Below are 14,890 nucleotides of genomic sequence, written 5' to 3' on the forward strand. Positions count from 1 at the left end.
CCTCAGTCGATGCGCTTGGCCGACTTGATCAGAACAGGATCGATAGGCACGTTCTGCATGCCCTGCTTGGTGGTGGTCTGCGAGTTGACGATGATATCGACCACGTCCATGCCTTTGACCACTTTGGCGAACACGGCGTAACCGGCGTCACGGCCCGGATCGAGGAAAGCATTGTCGGCGACGTTGATGAAGAACTGGCTGGTGGCCGAGTTCGGGTCATTGGTGCGGGCCATCGACAGGGTGCCGCGTACGTTGTGCAGGCCGTTGCTGGCTTCGTTCTTGATCGGTGCTTCGGTTGGCTTTTGCGACATCTGCGCGGTGAATCCGCCGCCCTGGACCATGAAGCCCGGGATCACGCGGTGGAAAATCGTGTTGGTGTAGAAGCCTTTGTCGACATAGGCCAGGAAGTTCTTGGTGCTGATCGGCGCCTTGACCGGGTCCAGTTCGATTTCAATGTCGCCATTGGTGGTGGTGATCAGGACGTGAGGCGCCTTGGCGGGCTCGGCGGCCATCAGGTTGGCGGCGAACAAAACAGAACCGGCAAAGAAGGCGATTTTTTTCAACATGGGTCAGTGATCCTGGGTAGTGGTTTCGACTGTCTTTAGAAAATCGAGCAAGGTAGCGTTAAAGACTTCGGGTTGATCCAAAGGCGTGGCATGGCGGGAATCCTCGATCACCACCAGTCGCGCATCGGGCAGCAGTTTTACATAGATTTCTTTTTGCGCCACGGGTGTGTAGTCGTGGTCGGCGCTGATGACCAGGGTTGGACAGGTGATCCGGGAAAGTTGTTCCTGTACGCCCCAGCCCACAATCGCGTCGAAACTGGCGAGATAAGCACGTTTGTCGTTTTTTGCCCAGCGTTCGGCCATCTTGCGCCGCAGGTCGCCCTGGTGCGGTTGGGGGAACAGCCGATCACCCAGGGCCTTGCCGATGGTGGCCAGGCTCAGCACTCGCGCCAGGCTCCAGCGCTTGGCCCACTGCCAATAATCATCGGCGCTGCGCACTTTGACTTCAGGCGCACTGTTGACGATACACAGGCTCTTGACCCGGCCAGGTTCGTCCACCGCCAACTGGAAAGCGATCATGCCGCCCATGGACAGGCCCACGACATGAGCAGGCGGCAGGTTCAGGTGTTCGATCAAGGCAAGCAGGTCGATGGTGAAACCCTTGATGCTGTAGCGCTCGCGAGGTTTGTCGGAGCGCCCGTGGCCGCGCACATCCACCACGATCAGGCGGTAATGGCGGGCCAGCACCGGAATCTGCAGTTCCCAGTCCTGGCTGCTGGAGCCCAGGCCGTGGATCAGGATCAACGGGCTGCCGTGGCCGTATTCCTCGTAATGCAGGCTGCAGCCTTCATGGTCGAACCAGGCCATGCATGAACTCCGTTTCAGGCTTGCTGGGGAGCGGCGTAAGGCGCGTCCAGGGGAGCGGTGTCAAAGGTGCGCAGCAATTCCACGAGGATCTGTGTGGCTGGGCCCAGGGGTTTGTCCTTGTTCGCGTACAGATAAAACGTCGGGTTGCGGCTGCCGCCTTTTTCCAAGGGTAGCTGCTTGAGCAGGCCATCCTTGAGTTCGCGCTCAATCATGTGTCGGGGCAGCCAGGCAAAGCCCAGGCCGCTGCTGACGAATGTCGCGGCGGTGGGCAGGCTGCCGACGGTCCAGCGCTGTTCGGCACCAAGCCAGCCCACGTCTCGCGGTTGCTGGCGGCCGGAGTCGCGGATCACCACCTGCATCTGGCTTTCCAGGTCCTGGAAGCTCAGCTCACGGTTCAAGCGATGCAGCGAATGGTCCGGGTGGGCCACGGCGATAAATTCCACATCGCTCATTTCCGTGCCCAGGTAGCCGGGGATAATGAACCCGCTGATCGCCAGGTCGGCCATGCCATCCATCAGCAACTCTTCGACGCCCGACAGCACTTCTTCACGCAGGCGCACGCGGCAGCCACGGCTTTGCGGCATAAAGGCGGTGAGGGCGCGCACCAGGCGTGCATTGGGGTAGGCGGCGTCCACGACCAACCGCACTTCAGCCTCCCAACCCTGTTCCATGTGGTGGGCAAGGTCTTCCAGTTGGCTGGCGTTTTTCACCAGTTGCCGCGAGCGGCGCAGCAACACTTCACCGGCGTCGGTGAGCACCGCCTTGCGCCCGTCGATGCGCAGCAGCGGCACACCGAGTTGTTCTTGCATGCGAGCGACGGTGTAACTCACCGAAGACTGCGAACGGTGCAACGCTTCAGCCGCCTGGGCGAAGCCACCGTGGTCGACCACGGCTTGCAGCGTGCGCCATTGATCGAGGGTAACGCGGGGCGCTTTCAAGATGAGCTCCTCTTGTCCTAAGCTGGCGGTCCTTATTGGAGACTGCCGAATGAGAAAATTCTGTTGTGTGTTGCTGGCGCTGCTGCCGATGAGCGCATTTGCCTACCCCATCGACGTCACGAAAAAGATCGACGGCGTGCAAGTGGACTACACCGCGTCCGACGTGGACGGCGACATCAGTTCGATCCGGCTAAACAACTACGGCACCAACGACGCAGTGTGTTCGGTAACCTTCACCAACGGCCCGGAATCGCCGCGTAATCGCAAGGTCACGGTGGCGGCGGGCAAAAGCACCAACACCACGGTCAAGTTCAGTCGCGCCATTATCAAGATGCGTATCGCGCTGGCATGTGCCCCAAAATAAAGCAGCAGCGGAGCATGCTCACAGCAATACTCCGCTTATAAACAAATTTCTAGATGGGTTGTAGCAGTTTTTTGCGCTTTTTTATCGAATGAGCCCTGGTTAATCTTTTCTCCATCGCCTTACAGCATTTACAGATGGAGCCTACCTAGCCATGTCCAATGTTCTGATCATCGAAAGCAGCGCACGCCAACAGGATTCGATCTCCCGTCAGCTGACCCAACAGTTCATCAGCCAATGGAAGGTCGCTCATCCGACCGATCAGATCACCCTGCGTGACGTGGCGCTTAACCCGGTTCCGCACCTGGACGCCAATTTGCTCGGCGGCTGGATGAAACCCGCCGAAAAGCGCAGCGGCATCGAACAGGCCTCCCTGGACCGCTCCAACGAATTGACCGACGAACTGCTCGCCGCCGATGTGCTGGTGATGGCTGCGCCGATGTACAACTTCGCGATCCCCAGCACCCTCAAAGCCTGGCTGGACCACGTGTTGCGCGCCGGTGTGACCTTCAAGTACACCGCCACCGGCCCTCAGGGTTTGCTCACTGGCAAACGCGCCATTGTGTTGACCGCACGCGGCGGTATCCACACCGGCGCCAGCTCCGATCACCAGGAACCGTACCTGCGTCAGGTCATGGCCTTTATCGGCATTCACGACGTGACCTTCATCCACGCTGAAGGGGTGAACCTGAGCGGGGACTTCCAGGAAAAAGGCATTAACCACGCCAAGGCGCTGCTGGCACAGGTCGCTTGATCGTTTAATCGTCACATAATCGCGCGGTGTTTATATCGCTCCACGCAAACCCTTCAAGTACGCGTATCGAACCTCCCTTTGCACTTGTTGCTCCTGAGTGCTCCTGCCCGACTGCCGCTTTAGCGAGGTCGGGTTTTTTTTGCCTCGAGTTTCTTCAAACTCCGAAAACCCTTAAAGTCGCGCCCATTCGAAACGAGGCGCGCATGGGCTATCTACTGGTTGTCACCCTGATTCAGGCTTTTTCCTTCAGCTTGATCGGCGAATACCTCGCCGGTCACGTCGACAGCTATTTCGCCGTGCTGGTGCGCGTGGTGCTGGCCGGGCTGGTGTTCATCCCGCTGACCCGCTGGCGCTCGGTAGAGCCACGGTTCATGCGTGGCATGCTGGTGATCGGCGCGCTGCAGTTTGGTGTGACCTACGTGTGCCTGTACCTGAGCTTTCGGGTGCTCACGGTGCCGGAGGTGTTGCTGTTCACCATCCTCACGCCGTTGCACGTGACACTCATCGAAGACGCGCTTAACCGTCGCTTCAATCCCTGGGCGCTGATTGCGGCGTTGGTGGCGGTGGGCGGTGCGGCAGTGATTCGCTTTGACCAGATCACGCCGCACTTCCTCGGCGGCTTTTTGCTGTTGCAACTGGCCAACTTCACCTACGCCGCCGGGCAGGTGATGTACAAACATCTGGTGGCGCGTTATCCAAGCGATCTGCCGCATTACCGACGTTTCGGCTACTTCTACCTGGGCGCCTTGATCGTGGTGTTGCCGGCATTCCTGCTGTTCGGCAAGGCCTACTTTCTGCCGCAAGCGCCGCTGCAGTGGGGCGTGCTGGTGTTCCTTGGGTTGGTCAGCACCGCGCTGGGCATGTACTGGTGGAACAAAGGTGCGTGCCTGGTCAACGGCGGCACCTTGGCGGTGATGAATAACCTGCATGTGCCGGTGGGGTTGTTGCTGAACTTGCTGATCTGGAATCAGCATGAGCCGCTGGGGCGGCTGGCGTTGGGCGGGTTGGTGATTTTGGGGGCGGTGTGGATCAGCCGGTTGGGCGTGCGTAAACAGTTAGCCCAATCTTGAACACCTTTGTGGGAGCGGGCTTGCTCGCGAAGACGGTGGGTCAGTCATTGATGGGGTGACTGATCCTGCGCTCTCGCGAGCACGCCCGCTGCCACAGAAGGTCGGTGGTGTTATACCGCGCTGTGTTCCAGGGTCGGCAAATGACTGGCCCCCAGCACCGCCGGCAACATCCCGGCACGCAAGTCATTACCGCTCGGCTGTTGATACAGGCTCAAGCCGAACTCCGGCAGCACCGCCAGCAGGTAATCAAAAATATCCCCCTGGATGCGCTCGTAATCGGCCCACGCCGTGGTGCGCGTGAAGCAGTAGATTTCCAGCGGCACGCCCTGAGCGGTGGTTTGCATCTGGCGCACCATGCAGGTCATGTTCGGCTGAATGTCCGGGTGGCTTTTCAGGTAGGCCAGTGCATAGGCGCGGAAGGTGCCGAGGTTGGTCATGCGGCGGCGGTTGGCAGAGAGTTGCGCGCTATTGCCCTGGGCCTCGTTCCACGCCTTGAGCTCAGCCTGCTTGCGGCTGATGTAGTCGGTGAGCAGGTGCACCTGGGTCATGCGCACTTCTTCATCGTCACGCAAAAACCGCACGCCGCTGGCGTCGATGTACAGGCTGCGCTTGATGCGGCGACCGCCGGATGCCTGCATGCCGCGCCAGTTCTTGAACGACTCTGACATCAAGCGCCAGGTAGGAATGGAGACGATGGTCTTGTCGAAGTTCTGCACCTTGACCGTGTGCAGCGTGATGTCCACCACGTCACCGTCGGCGCCGACTTGAGGCATCTCGATCCAGTCGCCGACCCGCAGCATGTCGTTGCTGGTCAATTGCACACTGGCGACGAACGAGAGCAGCGTGTCCTTGTACACCAACAGAATCACCGCCGACATCGCACCCAACCCCGAGAGCAGCAACAGCGGCGAACGGTCGATCAGCGTGGCGACAATAATGATTGCGGCGAACACGAACAGCACCATTTTCGCCAGTTGCACATAGCCCTTGATCGAGCGGGTGCGGGCATGTTCGGTGCGTGCGTAGATATCCAGCAGCGCGTTGAGCAGGGCGCTCACGGCCAGCGTCATGAACAGGATGGTGAACGCCAGGGCGACATTGCCGATAAACAGCGTGGCGGTTTTGCTCAGGTCCGGTACCAGGTACAGGCCGAACTGAATCACCAGGGACGGCGTCATCTGTGCCAGGCGGTGGAAGACTTTGTTGTGCCGCAGATCATTGAGCCAGTGCAGCGCCGGTTGCCGGCCAAGCAATTTGACGGCGTGGAGGATGAGGTAGCGCGCGACCCGTCCGAGCAGCAGGGCGACTACCAGCAACACCAGTAAACCCAGGCTCGCATGCAGCAACGGGTGTTGATCGAGGGCGCCCCAAAGGTCTTGGACGTTGAGCCAGAACTGTTTGATATCCATGGGTGAAACCGATTCTTCTGTAAGACAACACGGGCCGATTAGAGCATTTAAGTGCGACAAAGTTGACGTTGTAGACAAAAGAGCTGACAAAAAAGCAGCTGATTAGCCCCGTTCGCGTAAAGAAACTCGGTTTGGACGCCCGAAACCGTTACCCTATGCAGCTGATATTTTGTATTTCTTCGAGGTAGCACCCGTGTTTTCCCAATTCGCCCTGCACGAACGCCTGCTCAAAGCCGTGGCCGAGCTTAAATTTGTCGAGCCTACGCCTGTGCAAGCAGCGGCCATCCCGCTCGCGCTCCAAGGGCGTGACCTGCGGGTGACGGCTCAAACCGGGAGTGGCAAAACCGCCGCTTTCGTCCTGCCGATTCTGCACCGTTTGATTGGCCCGGCCAAAGTCCGCGTCAGCATCAAGACCCTGATCCTGCTGCCGACCCGCGAGCTGGCCCAGCAGACTTTGAAGGAAGTGGAGCGCTTTTCGCAGTTCACCTTCATCAAATCCGGCCTGATCACCGGTGGCGAAGACTTCAAGGTCCAGGCCGCCATGCTGCGCAAGGTCCCGGACATTCTGATCGGCACACCCGGCCGGATGATCGAGCAACTCAACGCCGGCAACCTTGACCTCAAGGAAGTTGAAGTGCTGGTGCTCGACGAAGCCGACCGCATGCTCGACATGGGCTTTGCCGATGACGTGCAGCGCCTGGTGGCTGAATGCGTCAATCGTCAGCAGACCATGCTGTTCTCCGCCACCACCGGCGGCTCGACCCTGCGTGACATGGTCGCCAAGGTCCTGAACAACCCTGAGCACTTGCAGGTCAACAACGTCAGCGACCTGAACGCCACCACGCGTCAGCAGATCGTTACCGCCGACCACAACGTGCACAAAGAACAGATCCTCAACTGGCTGTTGGCCAACGAGACCTATCAGAAGGCCATCGTGTTCACCAACACCCGGGCTGCGGCGGACCGTATCTACGGTCGCCTGGTGGCACAGGATTACAAAGCGTTCGTGCTGCACGGTGAGAAAGACCAGAAGGACCGCAAGCTGGCCATCGACCGCCTGAAGGCTGGCGGCGTGAAGATCCTGGTGGCCACCGACGTGGCAGCGCGCGGTCTGGACGTGGATGGCCTGGACATGGTCATCAACTTCGACATGCCGCGCAGCGGCGACGAATACGTGCACCGTATCGGTCGTACCGGGCGTGCGGGCAATGATGGCCTGGCAATCTCGCTGATCTGCCATGGCGACTGGAACCTGATGTCGAGCATCGAGCGCTACCTCAAGCAGTCGTTCGAGCGCCGCACTATCAAGGAAGTCAAAGGCACCTACACCGGGCCGAAGAAGGTCAAGGCGTCGGGCAAGGCGGTTGGCGTTAAGAAGAAAAAAGTCGACGCCAAGGGCGACAAGAAGAAAGCCGGTGCCAAGTCGCCGACCAAGCGCAAAATTGCCAACCGGCCGAAGACCGACAACCTGTCGCTCGTCAGCAAGGACGGCATGGCGCCGCTCAAGCGCCGCAAGCCAGAAGCGCCGGCTGCCGAGTAAGGCTGCACCGATATAAAAAAACCGGACGATGTCCGGTTTTTTTTGGTCTTCAGTTTTTTGTCTCGGCGGCTGCTTTATCCAGGTCTTTGAGGCGCTGATCGATCAATTGGCATTTGTCAGGCAGGTCGGCAGAGGTTGTATCCATATCCATTTTCTGCAGCTCTGCATTCATTTCCTTGGCTTTGGTGGGGTTCTGCTGGGTGAGTTTGGTCACCTCCTGCGCCAGTTGCTCACGTTTCGCCGTGGCTTCTTCAGGCGTACAGGCCCACGCGGGCAGGGCAGTCAGCAGCGTGGCGGCGATGGCCAGGTTCATCAGGGTTTTCATGGTCGGACCTCCTTGGCAGTGTGTTCAGTTGAGGTGGCGAACGTCTGGAAAGTTCAGAGAAATGACGGCGGTCTATCCGGCTGAACGGCCAGTGACGGGGCATGTCACACCTGTAGACGGGCTACTTTCTACCGGCCTGCAGGAGGAATCAGGATGACGACTTACAATTGGGATTTGATCGAACGTTTGCTGCATGAAGTGCAGAACGGCGAAGGCAGCTTTGCCCCGCGCAAGTATGCCGAGCAGGAAGCTGCCGAGAAGGCCACGGCCGGTGAAGCCACCGGTAACCTGGACACGCTGAAAAAGACCGCCGCGGACTATGAGGCACTGTTGTTCAAGCGTGGGTTTATTGAGTCGCGGCCAGAAGAAGAGGGCGGAAACGGTGAGAACTTCATCCTGACCGCGCGCGGCGCGCAACTGCTGGCGCTGATTGACAGCTCCATCCCCGGCAATGACCACCCGCGTCAGGTGCTCGATGACCAGGCGGATGCCCTGGAGCCGGCGACGTTTGATGAAGTGGCTTCGAAGGCGCAGATTGCCTGACAGGCAATCCGTCGATCAATTGAGCGAGGGGGACTTGTCCCCCTTGCCAACCTCAGTTGGCGGTAGCTTTCAGGCATTTGAGGGCCTTGAAGTCGCTGCGCACACCGTCAATTTTTTGCGTCAGCTTCATGCGCTGCTGCGGCGTACTTTCCGCCATCAGGTCGACAATCAGACTGCGCGCCGCTGTTTCCGTCCGCGCATAGGCAGCCTTGTATTCCGGGGTCCACAGACTTTCGCGATCCACCAATAATTGCTGCATCTTCTGCGGGAAGTCCGCGCTGTGGCGCTGCTGCACCGCGGCGATGAATTGCGCCTGCCAGCGGGCGCGGTTGCCGATCCATTCCTGATTCTGTTCGCCCAAAGCGATAGACCAGGCCGTTACACGGTTCTGCTGGCTGTCACTGAGCGGGCCGATCCAGGCGTCCAGACGTTTGCTCATGCGTTGCGCGCGCTCCTTGATCTGCTGCGCCAAGGGCGGCTTGAGGTATTCGTCCTGGCGCTTGCGCAGGTCTTTGGCCAGGGCGTCGCTCATTTCCTTGACCTGCTGGTCATCCAGCCCTTGCAGCAATTGGATGGCTGACGGCGTGATTTCCCGCGCGACCTCGGCTATCGCCTGTTTGGCCTCGACAGTACGGGCCTGCAGTGCGGCGTCGGTGACCTGATTGTTGTCGACCATCTGTTGCAGGCGATCGAGCCAGTCCAGATAGCCCGGCAATTGGGTGGTGCAATGCCAGGCCAGGTGTTCCTTGAGTGTGTCGTTGAACCAGCTCTTCTGCCCGGCGTTCATGTCCAGGTAGTCGTTGAGGGTCCAGGGAATAATGACATCCAGATTGCGGTAGGCCAGGCCTACGCGATTGCAGCCGGCGAGCACCAGGCTGAGGGTCAGCAATACCACCAGAAATTTGAGCCGACGCAGCATGGGCGAGTCCTTGCGCAGAGGGGGTTAATGCATGTGAACCTGAGCGAGGTGCGACAGTTCAGCCCGTCAATAAAACGACCGCGCCGCCTTCAAGGTCAACAGGCCGTCGCATTGCAAATTGTGTCCGGAGTAGGCCGAGCAGTCGCCACCGCTGAGGCTGGAATCGCTGTAGATCAGGTCCAGGTCGATGCCTTTCCACGCACGCGAGAACTGCACCGACCAATCGCTGAAGCTGCTGATCGAGCCGCCTTCCACCGAAGCAGGAGTGCCCAGTTGATGGGTGGTGTACTTCATGCTGACGCCGATGCCGAAAGGCTGCGTGCCGCCGAGGTCGGCAAACAACGTGCTGTCCTGGCGATCAGGGTCGTTGCTGAAGGAGACGCCGAAGCGGTTGCCCAGCAGGTTCAGGCCGCCGTAGAACTCCTGGCTGTCCAGAGGGCTGAGCTTGGGATAGCTGTAGTGAATCAAGCCGACTTCATAGCCCAGCGTTTTGTCAAAGGGGCGTTTGAAACCCAGGTAAGAATCGACTTCAAGGTTATCGGCCGACGACAGCCCCATATTGGGTGAGAACTGGCCAACATATAGGCCGCTGTCATGGCTCAGGTCCAACCCGCCGTGAAATGAGCCGCTGCCTGGGGCGGTCGGCTTTACCAGGCCTTGGGCCATGCTGCGGCTGGGCGTGGTGCCCAGTTTCAGGTCGAAATCGCCCAGTTCACGCTGGAAAACCTGCGCTTGCGCTAAAGGGGTTGCCGCAAGGGCAGCTATCAGAAAAAAGCAGGTCTTGAGCATGCTTCACTCCATGAAAAGCGAGGAGCAGTGACAGAGGAAATCGGGCAGATGCCCGTTCTAGACGTGTGCAAGCATACCGGCGAACGCCTGAAGGTGAGGCCCGTTCGTCGATTAACGCACTATAGAGTGATGCACAGAGGGTGTTTCGAGCTCTAGTCCTGGCGCCTTAAGGGCAAGACGCTTAGGGACTAGGTGCAACGCGGGCGGATGTTGCGCGAGTTTTACTTTTTGCCCAGGCTGATTTGCTTGGACGGGCCGAAAGTCTGGCCGCTGACGCCCTTGGCAATTTGCTGGATTTCGCCGCCGGACTTGAGGAACGCAGCAATCTGGCTGTTGATCGATTCGCTGGTTTCAACGGCTGGAGCTGGCTTTGCTTTGCTGTTGGATGCTTTTACGCGCATGGCGGCCACTAACCTGTAGAAAATTAACTTGGCCAGGCATCGTACAGGAAATACTTGACAATTGCTTGGCAAATATCCTCCGGGAATTGTTGGGTCAGGCGGTAATTGTCGAAGTTTGCCAGTGAAATAGGCGCCTAACTTACTGTTTTAATTCGAAACCACTTGAGGAGTCAGTACCTGACGGGCGGCAAAATTCAAGGATCTGATCTGACGAGTGGGGCAGTGCCACTGGAGCGCCACGCCAGCCCGCGATTTTTCAGGTGCGCGCGCGTGCCGGGCGCAACTCGGGTAGAATGCCGCCCACGTAACGAGGGTATTTGGAAATGGCTTTAGTCGGGCGCTACAACAGCTTGCAAGTGGTTAAACACACTAACTTTGGTTTGTACCTGGACGGTGCGCAAGATGGCGAAATCCTCTTGCCTAATCGGTATATCCCCAAAGATATTCCCAGTGAAGATGAAGACTGGCTTAACGTTTTCATTTACTTGGACAGTGACGACAAACTTATCGCAACGACTGAAAAGCCGAAAGTTCAAGTCGGCGAATTCGCCAGTTTGAAAGTCGTTGAAGTCAACAGCATCGGTGTATTCCTCGATTGGGGTTTGCCCAAGGATCTGTTGCTGCCGTATTCGGAAGAAAAACGTCAGCTGACCGCGGGCGAATACTGCGTGGTGCACGTCTATCTCGACAAGCACACCAAGCGCATCACCGCCACCGCGCGGCTGGATCGCTACCTGGACAAGACACCGGCCAACTACCAGGTGGGCCAGGAAGTCGACTTGCTGGTGGCCGAAGCCACGGACATGGGCTTCAAGGCAATCATCAACAACAAGCATTGGGGCCTGATCCACAAAAACGAAGTGTTCAAGTTCCTGCGCCCGGGCAAGGAAGAGAAAGGCTTTATCAAAGAGATTCGCGCCGATGGCAACATCAGCCTGAGCCTGCAGCCGGTTGGGCAAGAAGCGGCCTCCAGCCTGAACTCGAAGATTCTCGCCAAGTTGCGCGAAAACAACGGCACTCTGCCGGTCAGCGACAAAAGCGACCCGGCGGTGATCAGCAACTTGTTCGGTGTCAGCAAAGGCAACTTCAAAAAGGCCATTGGTGCGCTCTACAAGCAAGGTCAGATTGTGATTCACGCGGATCGCATTGAACTAAGCTGAGTGCGCTTTGTTCTTCTGTAGGAGCCGGCTCGCCGGCGACGAGGCCAGTGGTTTTCGTGGTGTCCTGTTGGATGCCATCGCTGGCAAGCCAGCTCCTGCAGAGGTCGCTTCAATGTCCAAGAAAACCCTGTTCGCTTACCTCGGCACCTTGCTTGCGTTTCTGGTGCTCGACGGCCTCTGGCTCGGGGTCCTCATGGGCCCGACCTACAAATCCCTGCTCGGCTCGCTGATGCTTGATCAGCCGCGGCTGTTCCCTGCCGTGGTGTTCTACCTGCTGTATGCCATCGGTTGTGTGGTGTTTGTGGTCCTGCCGAGCGGCAGTTGGCAGCGCGCAGCGCGGCTGGGAGCCCTGCTTGGCCTGGTGGCCTACGGCACGTATGACCTGAGCAATTGGGCGACGCTGCAGGGCTGGTCTGCTGGGTTGGCGCTCATGGACATGGCCTGGGGTACCGTCCTCACTGGCATTTGTTGCACGGTCGGGTACTTATGTGCACATCGGGTGCAACGATGATTGTGTACACGATTCATGTGCACCGTTGCTGAGCGGAGCCCTATCCGCTAGCGCTTCCTAAATTCCTTTGGAGCACCGTTCCAGAGGGATTGTGTGCCATTGGCACGCATTCTGCTGAACACCTCGTATACAAACCCCGCCGCCTCCCGTATGCACACTGCTACGGCAGCGCAGGCCGGTATTTCGAGGAGCCAAGCGATGACCGAACAATTGCCCAAAGGCTACAGCCCGCGCCTGTACAACCAGGACCTGGGCCCACTGCCACAAAAGTGGACCTGGTACAACATCTTCGCCTTTTGGATGAGTGACGTGCACAGCGTCGGCGGCTACGTGTTCGCCGCCAGCCTGTTCGCGCTTGGGCTGGCCAGTTGGCAGGTGCTGATCGCCTTGCTCGCGGGTATTTGTATCGTGCAGTTGATTGCCAATCTTGTCGCCAGGCCGAGCCAGCAAGCGGCGGTGCCGTATCCGGTCATCTGCCGGCTGGCCTTTGGCGTGTTCGGAGCAAATATTCCGGCGGTGATTCGCGGCCTGATTGCCGTGGCCTGGTACGGGATTCAAACGTACCTGGCGTCGAGTGCCTTGATCATCGTGGTGCTGCGTTTTTTCCCACAGATGGCGGTATATGCAGAGCCGCATTTCGCAGGCCTGTCCTACTTGGGCTGGTTCGGTTTCCTTAGCTTATGGGTATTGCAAGCGGCCGTATTCTGGGCGGGCATGGAATCCATCCGGCGCTTTATCGACTGGGCGGGGCCGGTGGTCTACGCGGTGATGTTTGCCCTGGCCGGCTGGATTGTGTGGAAGGCCGGCTGGGCAAATATCAGCTTTACCCTGGCGGAAAAATCCCTCTCGGGCTGGCAGGCTTTTGGGCAGGTGATCGTGGCGACGGCGCTGGTGGTGTCCTACTTCTCGGGGCCAACGCTGAATTTCGGCGATTTCAGCCGCTACTGCCGCAGCATGCACGACGTGCGTCGCGGTAATTTCTGGGGGCTGCCGGTGAATTTCCTGGCGTTCTCGCTGGTCACCGTCGTTATTGTGTCGGGCACCTTGCCAGTGTTTGGTGAAATGTTGCATGACCCGATTGCCACCGTTTCGCGTATCGACAACAGCATGGCCGTGCTGCTCGGCGCCTTTGCCTTCGTGACCGCCACCATCGGCATCAATATCGTCGCCAACTTCGTGTCGCCTGCGTTTGATTTCGCCAACGTCGCGCCGAGCAAAATCAGCTGGCGCGCCGGTGGGATGATTGCAGCGGTGGCGTCGATCTTCATCACCCCGTGGAACCTGTTCAACAACCCACTGATGATTCACTACACGCTGGATATTCTCGCGGCGTTTATCGGGCCGTTGTTCGGCATCCTGTTGGTGGACTTCTACCTGATCAAAAAACAGAAGATCGATGTGGACGCCTTGTTCGATGACAGCCCAAACGGGCGCTATTACTTCGACGGCGGCGTGAACTGGACCGCGGTCAAAGCCTTGGTGCCTGCGACGCTGGCGGGCGTCGCGATCACCTTCACCCCGGCGTTGCAGGGCATGGCCAACTTCGCCTGGTTTACCGGGTGCTTGCTGGGTGGGCTGTTTTTCCTGGTGCTGGCGCGGCGAGAACAGGTTCGCGTACCGGCGCCGCTGGTGGCTGGCTGACCGCGGCAGTAGGGCGCAGCAGCGCGCCGGCTACCAGCAGGCCCGCGCCGGCAATCACCAGGGCCGGTTGCAGGCCGCCACTCAGGTGGCTGCTCACCGAGGCCAGCAGCGGGCCGCTCAATTGACCGATGGCGAAGCTGGCGGTCAGCAGCCCGGTGCTGCGCTGATAGCCGTGGGGCGCGACCTCACGCAGGCGCTGCATCACCAGCATCATGCACGCCAGGAACGGCGTACCGCAGAGCAAAACGCCCAGCGCCAGGCCCCAGCCGTTGCCCAGCAAGCAGGCAAACACGCCGGTCGCTTGCAGCCACAAGGTGGTCATCAGCCAGCGGCGGGTGGTGTGCGTGTTGTTGCGGCGCAAGCTCACGCCTACCACGCCAATGGCAGCCGCCAGACCAAAGCATGGCCAGAACAGATCCGCCTGCCAGGCGCCGTTGAATTGCGCGCTGGCCATCTGCGACAGAAAGGTGGCCGGAATGATGTAGCCCAGACCGTACAGAAAGTAGATCCAGCACAGGTGCGTGATGCTTTGATTGCTGCCGGAACGGGCAGTGTGTGCGACGGCGGGCATCGGCTGAGGCAAGAACGGCAGGATTGCCAGCAGCATGACCAACGCCACCAGGCCATACACCAGCCACAGCATGGCCGAGCTTTGTCCCAGCAGGTTAGAGCCCAAAGCCAGCAGACCGGTCAGCAAAATCCCCAGCCCCGGCCCTGCGAAAACCAAGGCTCCCAAGCGTGGACGGCCGGCGGCAATTGCCAGCGGTTGGCTCAAACTGGTGATCATCACCAACGCCCAGGCACTTGCGACACCCGTGCCGAAGCGCAGCAGCAGGTGCGGCCAAAACCCTTGCGCCCAGTACGAGGCCAGCGTCAGCAGTACGCACAACCACAACCCGCCGTACATCCGCCCCCGCACGTGGTGATGGCTGCGGGCGAAGATCGAATCCACCGCGCCAACGAAGTAACCCAAATAATTGGCGGCAGCGATCAGGCCTGCGCCGGTCAGGTCGATCTGCCCTTCGCTGAGCAGATGCGGCATCTGTGGCGTGAGGGCGAAGCGTCCAATGCCCATGGCCATCATCAGGGCGACAAAGCTGGCGAGTAAGCGAATCAGCGGTGACATGTTCTGGTTTCCTGCTAGCAAGCGAAGACC

The 14,890-nt window shown here is 59.2% G+C and carries 17 protein-coding genes; 8 read left to right on the plus strand and 9 right to left on the minus strand.

The genetic code is table 11. From position 1 onward, the window contains the following. Positions 1-2: 2 nt before the first annotated feature. The 3 genes from AACV02_RS23010 to AACV02_RS23020 are packed head-to-tail and all read right to left on the minus strand — an operon-like array spanning position 3 to position 2,311. Positions 3-566 carry a peptidylprolyl isomerase gene (locus AACV02_RS23010; protein WP_106576379.1) on the minus strand — a complete coding sequence of 188 codons (564 nt, stop codon included), beginning with the start codon at positions 564-566 and terminating at the stop codon, positions 3-5. 3 nt (positions 567-569) lie between these two features. Beyond that, on the minus strand, positions 570-1,373 hold the full coding sequence (locus AACV02_RS23015) for an alpha/beta fold hydrolase (protein WP_106576380.1): 804 nt from the start codon (positions 1,371-1,373) through the stop codon (positions 570-572). Between the two features lie 14 nt (positions 1,374-1,387). After that, positions 1,388-2,311, minus strand: a complete 924-nt coding sequence (locus AACV02_RS23020; protein WP_119742207.1) for a LysR family transcriptional regulator — start codon at positions 2,309-2,311, stop codon at positions 1,388-1,390. 49 nt (positions 2,312-2,360) lie between these two features. On the opposite strand from AACV02_RS23020, the gene AACV02_RS23025 reads away from it, so the two are divergent. From AACV02_RS23025 to AACV02_RS23035, 3 genes are all read left to right on the plus strand, one after another. Beyond that, positions 2,361-2,675 carry a 3-phosphoglycerate kinase gene (locus AACV02_RS23025; protein ID WP_106576382.1) on the plus strand — a complete coding sequence of 105 codons (315 nt, stop codon included), beginning with the start codon at positions 2,361-2,363 and terminating at the stop codon, positions 2,673-2,675. 151 nt (positions 2,676-2,826) lie between these two features. Beyond that, complete coding sequence (locus tag AACV02_RS23030) at positions 2,827-3,426, plus strand: FMN-dependent NADH-azoreductase (protein ID WP_106576383.1); 600 nt, start codon at positions 2,827-2,829, stop codon at positions 3,424-3,426. Between the two features lie 203 nt (positions 3,427-3,629). Then, complete coding sequence (locus AACV02_RS23035; protein ID WP_119742210.1) at positions 3,630-4,496, plus strand: carboxylate/amino acid/amine transporter; 867 nt, start codon at positions 3,630-3,632, stop codon at positions 4,494-4,496. A gap of 110 nt (positions 4,497-4,606) precedes the next feature. Here the strand turns inward: AACV02_RS23035 and AACV02_RS23040 are convergent, their stop codons facing one another. Further along, positions 4,607-5,905 (minus strand): mechanosensitive ion channel family protein, encoded by a 1,299-nt coding sequence (locus AACV02_RS23040; RefSeq protein ID WP_119742212.1) that lies wholly within the window; start codon positions 5,903-5,905, stop codon positions 4,607-4,609. 193 nt (positions 5,906-6,098) lie between these two features. Between AACV02_RS23040 and AACV02_RS23045 the strand changes: the two genes are divergently transcribed. Next, positions 6,099-7,445, plus strand: a complete 1,347-nt coding sequence (locus tag AACV02_RS23045) for a DEAD/DEAH box helicase (RefSeq protein WP_106576386.1) — start codon at positions 6,099-6,101, stop codon at positions 7,443-7,445. A 49-nt stretch (positions 7,446-7,494) separates the two neighbouring features. On the opposite strand, the gene AACV02_RS23050 is transcribed toward AACV02_RS23045, so the two are convergent. Next, the gene (locus AACV02_RS23050) at positions 7,495-7,770 is read right to left on the minus strand and encodes a hypothetical protein (protein WP_106576387.1); all 276 of its coding nucleotides are present in this window, start codon (positions 7,768-7,770) and stop codon (positions 7,495-7,497) included. A 153-nt stretch (positions 7,771-7,923) separates the two neighbouring features. Here AACV02_RS23050 and AACV02_RS23055 point away from each other — a divergent pair, with 153 nt between their 5' ends. Beyond that, entirely contained in the window at positions 7,924-8,313 is a 390-nt protein-coding gene (locus AACV02_RS23055; protein ID WP_106576388.1) for a transcriptional regulator, read from the plus strand. A 52-nt stretch (positions 8,314-8,365) separates the two neighbouring features. On the opposite strand, the gene AACV02_RS23060 is transcribed toward AACV02_RS23055, so the two are convergent. From AACV02_RS23060 to AACV02_RS23070, 3 genes are all read right to left on the minus strand, one after another. Continuing rightward, entirely contained in the window at positions 8,366-9,232 is an 867-nt protein-coding gene (locus AACV02_RS23060) for a DUF6279 family lipoprotein (protein WP_119742214.1), read from the minus strand. Between the two features lie 66 nt (positions 9,233-9,298). Beyond that, positions 9,299-10,021: a TorF family putative porin gene (locus tag AACV02_RS23065; protein WP_119742216.1), complete on the minus strand. Its 723-nt coding sequence runs from the start codon at positions 10,019-10,021 to the stop codon at positions 9,299-9,301. Positions 10,022-10,242: 221 nt separating this feature from the next. Then, complete coding sequence (locus AACV02_RS23070; protein ID WP_003193095.1) at positions 10,243-10,422, minus strand: hypothetical protein; 180 nt, start codon at positions 10,420-10,422, stop codon at positions 10,243-10,245. A 323-nt stretch (positions 10,423-10,745) separates the two neighbouring features. Between AACV02_RS23070 and AACV02_RS23075 the strand changes: the two genes are divergently transcribed. From AACV02_RS23075 to AACV02_RS23085, 3 genes are all read left to right on the plus strand, one after another. Then, positions 10,746-11,582: a CvfB family protein gene (locus tag AACV02_RS23075; protein ID WP_017134857.1), complete on the plus strand. Its 837-nt coding sequence runs from the start codon at positions 10,746-10,748 to the stop codon at positions 11,580-11,582. Positions 11,583-11,694: 112 nt separating this feature from the next. After that, positions 11,695-12,093 (plus strand): DUF2177 family protein, encoded by a 399-nt coding sequence (locus tag AACV02_RS23080; protein ID WP_119742218.1) that lies wholly within the window; start codon positions 11,695-11,697, stop codon positions 12,091-12,093. 198 nt (positions 12,094-12,291) lie between these two features. Continuing rightward, positions 12,292-13,734: an NCS1 family nucleobase:cation symporter-1 gene (locus AACV02_RS23085; RefSeq protein ID WP_106576392.1), complete on the plus strand. Its 1,443-nt coding sequence runs from the start codon at positions 12,292-12,294 to the stop codon at positions 13,732-13,734. Here AACV02_RS23085 and AACV02_RS23090 read toward each other — a convergent pair. Beyond that, positions 13,646-14,860 carry an MFS transporter gene (locus tag AACV02_RS23090; RefSeq protein WP_119742220.1) on the minus strand — a complete coding sequence of 405 codons (1,215 nt, stop codon included), beginning with the start codon at positions 14,858-14,860 and terminating at the stop codon, positions 13,646-13,648. The genes AACV02_RS23085 and AACV02_RS23090 overlap by 89 nt on opposite strands. Positions 14,861-14,890 lie beyond the last annotated feature (30 nt).

Source organism: Pseudomonas sp. Larv2_ips (genome assembly GCF_963879675.1).
Lineage (GTDB): Bacteria > Pseudomonadota > Gammaproteobacteria > Pseudomonadales > Pseudomonadaceae > Aquipseudomonas.